General features: G+C 61.0%; 4 protein-coding genes. 1 reads left to right on the top strand and 3 read right to left on the bottom strand.

Annotated features, from left to right (window positions below):
• Positions 1-108: 108 nt before the first annotated feature.
• From QMX84_RS25825 to QMX84_RS25815, 3 genes are all read right to left on the bottom strand, one after another.
• A complete protein-coding gene (locus QMX84_RS25825; protein ID WP_048366862.1) occupies positions 109-2,457 on the bottom strand; it encodes an FdhF/YdeP family oxidoreductase in 2,349 nt (782 codons plus the stop codon).
• On the bottom strand, positions 2,454-3,293 hold the full coding sequence (gene fdhD / locus QMX84_RS25820) for a formate dehydrogenase accessory sulfurtransferase FdhD (protein ID WP_282365105.1): 840 nt from the start codon (positions 3,291-3,293) through the stop codon (positions 2,454-2,456). The genes QMX84_RS25825 and fdhD overlap by 4 nt, the downstream gene beginning before the upstream one ends.
• Before the next feature lie 94 nt (positions 3,294-3,387).
• Positions 3,388-4,275, bottom strand: coding sequence for a LysR family transcriptional regulator (locus tag QMX84_RS25815; protein ID WP_048388859.1), 888 nt, complete (start codon positions 4,273-4,275; stop codon positions 3,388-3,390).
• 66 nt (positions 4,276-4,341) lie between these two features.
• Between QMX84_RS25815 and lysM the strand changes: the two genes are divergently transcribed.
• Positions 4,342-4,782, top strand: a complete 441-nt coding sequence (lysM, locus tag QMX84_RS25810; protein WP_048366859.1) for a peptidoglycan-binding protein LysM — start codon at positions 4,342-4,344, stop codon at positions 4,780-4,782.
• The last annotated feature ends 132 nt before the right edge of the window (positions 4,783-4,914 follow it).

Below are 4,914 nucleotides of genomic sequence, written 5' to 3'. Positions count from 1 at the left end.
CCGCTGACGAGGTACGAGGCTGCGATGGGTTGCGAAGCGACCCTGGACGGCGGTCCTGCGGCCCGCATCGCAGCCTCGTGCCTCGTCAGCGGCTACACATGTCGGGGGTTAGCTCGCCTTCGCCATGATCAATCTCGACGGGCTGGCTGCTTCCAGGCATATCGCGACGAATTTAGACGTTGGCGTGTGGCTGCCATCACCGGTGCTTTCCAGCGGCACCAGCGGGTTGACCTCCGGGTAATAAGCCGCGGCTTGCCCGGCCGGAATATCAAACGCCAACAAGGTGAAGTTCTTCACCCGACGTTCATGCTGGTCATCCCAAATCGAAACGATGTCGACCTTCTGCCCCGGCTTGAAGCCCAGGCGGATGATGTCGGCTTCGTTGACGAACAGCACGTCGCGCTGGCCCTTGACCCCACGATAACGGTCGTCGAGGCCGTAGATGGTGGTGTTGTACTGATCGTGGGAGCGCATGGATTGCAGGATCAGGTCTGGCAGCTTGCCCGTGGCGCGGGTGCGGGCGTCGATCAGGTCTTGCGGCAACGCATTGATGCGGAAGTTGGCGCGCTGGGTCGGGGTGTTCCACTGGCGCGCCCCGGCCGAGTTGCCGAGGTAGAAACCGCCAGGGTTCTGGATGCGCGTGTTGAAGTCTTTGAACCCCGGAATAGTGTCGGCGATCAGCTCGCGAATGCGGCCGTAGTCGGCCACGATCCAGTTCCAGTCGATAGGGTGCGTGCCCAATGTGGCAGCGGCGATCCCGGCGATGATGGCAGGCTCCGAACGCATTTGATTCGACAACGCCTTGAGCTGGCCATTGGAGGCGTGGACCATGCTGAACGAGTCTTCAACAGTGACCGCTTGCGGGCCTTCGGCCTGATGGTCGATGTCGGTACGGCCCAGGCACGGCAAAATCAGCGCCTCTTTGCCATGCATTAAGTGGCTGCGGTTGAGCTTGGTGCTGATCTGCACCGTGAGGTCGCAATTGCGCAGCGCTTCGGCCGTGCGCGGGCTGTCGGGCGTGGCTTGGGCAAAGTTGCCACCCAGGCCGATAAACACCTTGGCCCGGCCTTCGAGCATGGCGTGAATGGCTTCCACCACGTTGTGGCCGTTTTCACGCGGTACTTTGAAATTGAAGCGGCGCTCCAGCGCATCAAGGAAGGCCACCGGTGGGCGTTCATTGATGCCCATGGTGCGGTCGCCCTGCACGTTACTGTGGCCACGCACCGGGCACAGGCCTGCGCCGGGGCGGCCGATGTTGCCGCGCAGGAGCATCAGGTTGGCGATTTCCTGAATGGTCTGCACCGAATGGCGGTGCTGGGTGATGCCCATCGCCCAGCACATGATCACGTTCTTGCCCTTGAGGTACATGCGCGCGGCGCGCTCGATGTCCACCAGGGTGAGGCCCGACTGCTCGACGATGTGCTCCCAGGACGTGTCGTCCAGGCTGGAGATGTAATCGAGGATGCCCGAGGTGTGTTCATTCAAAAACGCGTGATCGAACACCGCCGGTTCGCCCGCCGCCTGTGCATCGCGCTCCCATTGCAGCAGGAACTTGGCCATGCCGCGCAGCAACGCCATGTCGCCGCCCAGCGCCGGGCGCAAGTAGGCGGTGTTGGTCGGGCGGTCGCCGTTGGTGAGCATTTCCAGTGGGTGTTGCGGATGCTGGAAGCGTTCCAGGCCGCGCTCTTTCAGCGGGTTGACACACACCACTTGAGCGCCGCGTTTAACCGCCTCACGCAGCGGTTCAAGCATGCGCGGGTGGTTGGTGCCGGGGTTCTGCCCCAGCACGAATATCGCGTCGGCGTGTTCAAAGTCGTCGAACGTGACGGTGCCTTTGCCGACCCCGATGCTTTGCGCCAGCGCCACACCGCTGGCTTCGTGGCACATGTTCGAACAGTCCGGGAAGTTGTTGGTGCCGAACGCCCGTACAAACAGTTGATACAGATAAGCCGCTTCGTTGCTGGCGCGGCCCGAGGTGTAGAACTCGGCCTCGTTGGGGCTCGACAGGTTCAGCAGATGACGGGCGATCACGCTGTTGGCCGCGTCCCAACTGATGGGCTCGTAATGATCGGTTTCGGCGTTGTAGCGCATTGGCTCGGTCAGGCGGCCCTGATATTCCAGCCAGTAATCACTTTGCTCCAGCAACGCGCTAACGCTGTATTTAGCGAAGAAGGCCGCATCTACCCGGCGCTTGGTCGCTTCCCAGTTCACTGCCTTGGCGCCATTCTCGCAGAACTTGACCATGCCGCTTTCGGGCGAGTCGCCCCAAGCGCAGCCCGGGCAGTCGAAGCCGCCGTTCTGGTTGGTCTTGAGCATCATGCGCAGGTTTTTCAGTGCGTTATCGCTGGTCAACCAGGCCTGAGCCACACTGATCAGTGCGCCCCAACCACCGGCCGGGCCTTTGTAAGGCTTGTAGCGCGGAGTCGGGGTTTGGTCGGCTTGATGATGAAGGCTCACGATTGAATCTCCTGCGCAGGGCTGTACACCCGTGGCGCGCTTTTTTGTGGCAGATGAATAAGGTTGAGGTTGTGACGCCGGGCCCATTGCAGCGCCAGGCCCGTGGGCGAGGACAGGCTGATGAGGGTTTGAATCCCGGCGCGCAACACTTTTTGAATCAGCTCAAGGCTGCAGCGGCTGGTGACAATCGCTGCGCCACCGTTCAGGTCGATGTGTTGGCGCACCAGCGCACCGATCAGTTTGTCCAGGGCGTTGTGCCGGCCGATGTCTTCGCGGCCCATCAGCAGTTCGCCCTTGGCATCCAGATAGACCGCCGCATGCACCGCGCCGCAGTGTTGGCCCAAGGGCTGGAATTCGCTGATGCGCTGGCGCAAACCGTCCAGCCATTGGGCGGGCGGTAGCGGCGCGCCGGGCAGCACCTTGAGGTCCGGCAGCGCTTGCTCCACCGCTTCGACGCCACACAACCCGCAGCCGCTGGTACCGGCCAGTTGGCGACGTTGCTGCTTGAGGTTCCAGAACGCCCGGCTGGCGATCTCGACCTGCGCGTACTGCGCCGAGCCTGAGCCGCTGAGCTTGAGGTCGTAGATTTCACTGGCGTCATGGATGATGCCGCTGCCCAGGCTGAAGCCGACGATAAAGTCTTCAAGGTCGGTCGGCGTCACCAGCATCACGGCCTGGCTGATGCCGTTGTAGGCAATCGCCAGGGCCACTTCTTCAGCCAGCGCCGTTTCTGCGCCACTGCTGTGGTCGAGCGTGACGTACTGATAAGTCTGGCTGGCAGCAGGCGCGGGCGTACTGAGAGCGGGCGCCGCGCACAAAGGGCGCTTGGCGTTCATAGGGCTTTACCAACGTGGTCTATGACCCTAAGCGTAGGCGCGACACTAAGTCGCGTCTAATCGCTAGCGTTGATCTGCTGATAGATGGCGTCGATCAAGACGGGCTGAGTGATTTCTGAAACAGCGCAAAACAGGCTTCTGCCAATGCTGAACGCGGCGCCTCCCGGCGCATGATCAACCCCAGTTGGGCCAGGGTTTGGGCGTCTTCAATGGGGTGCAGGCGCAAGGTGTCTGTCAGCGCTTCAAGCCCGCCTTCCAGCGGCATGACCGCGCAGCAGAGCCCTGCGTGGACCGCTTGCAGCAACTGATGCACGGCATCAGTTTGTAACAAAGGGCGGGGCGTGAGGCCACGGCTGTGGAAGTTGTGATCGATGGATTGGCGAAAGTGCATGCCGCCGCTGAGCAGCCCCAGTGGTAACTCAATCAGCGCCTCCCAGCTCAGGGGCTGTTCGCCAAAGTTGAAATGCCGTTGGTCGTAAAGTAAGCCCATTCGGGTGATGCCCAGGGCCAGTGAGTCAAAGCGTTCGTGGTCGAGGCGGTCCAGGTACGACACACCAATGTCGAGCTGGTTGCTGGCCAGTTGCTCAAGGATATGTTCCGAACTCAGGGCCGACAGTTCAAAGCGCAGCTCCGGGTGTTGCTGGTGCAGGCGCTGCAATAAAGGCAGCGGGTCGAAGCTCGACAGCGGCACCACGCCCAGGCGCAACGTACCGATCAAGTTGCCGCGACAGGCCGCAGCCTCGGCCTGCAAGCCGTCGTAGGCCGCCAGCACCGTACGCGCCCAGGCGAGCACGCGTTCACCCGGTGCGGTAAAGCTTTCGAAGCGCTGGCCGCGGTTGACCAGTTGCAGGTCAAGCTCTTGCTCAAGGCTGCGCAGGCGCATCGACAGTGTGGGCTGGGTGATGTGGCAACGGGCAGCGGCCTGACCGAAATGCCGGGTTTCATCCAGGGCAATGAGGAATTTGAGCTGTTTGATGTCCATCGTTGCTCCCGCAATGATGGTCTACGCTTAGGTCTCTGGATATTTCAACCTTTAGGAGCGTGACCGATGAGCCTTTTAAGCTTTGTGAAAGAAGCAGGTGAAAAGCTAGCCCACCTGTTTACACCGGGTAATGCCAATGCCTCGGACGAACTCAAAAAGCACGTAGCGGACGTGGGCTTGGGCAATCCTAATATCAAAGCTGAGGTTGAGGGCGACAAGATAACCCTCACCGGCGAAGCCGCGTCGCAAGAAGAGAAAGAAAAAATCGTCTTGGCCGCTGGCAACATTGAAGGCGTGGCCAGTGTTGACGACCAGATCACCGTGACCGGTCCGGCTGTTGTGGCTTCGCGTTTTGTCGTGGTGCAAAAAGGCGACACCCTGAGCGCGATTTCGCTGCGGGTGTATGGCAACGCCAACCAGTACAACAAAATCTTTGAAGCCAACAAACCGCTGCTCAAAGACGTGAACAAAATCTACCCGGGCCAGACACTGCGTATTCCTGAGTAACGTCACACCCTCTTGTGGGAGCGGGCTTGCTCGCGATGTAGGCGATGCGGTTTGTCAGAATAACCGCGTCGATGCTATCGCGAGCAAGCCCGCTCCCACGAATGGTGGTGACCGTGTGTTCAAAGCCCGTCC

Origin of the sequence: Pseudomonas sp. PS01297, assembly GCF_029959305.1 — a bacterium.
GTDB lineage: Bacteria > Pseudomonadota > Gammaproteobacteria > Pseudomonadales > Pseudomonadaceae > Aquipseudomonas > Aquipseudomonas helleri.
The sequence above is the reverse complement of the archived record's forward strand: the minus strand, read 5'-3'. Positions and strand labels throughout refer to the sequence as shown.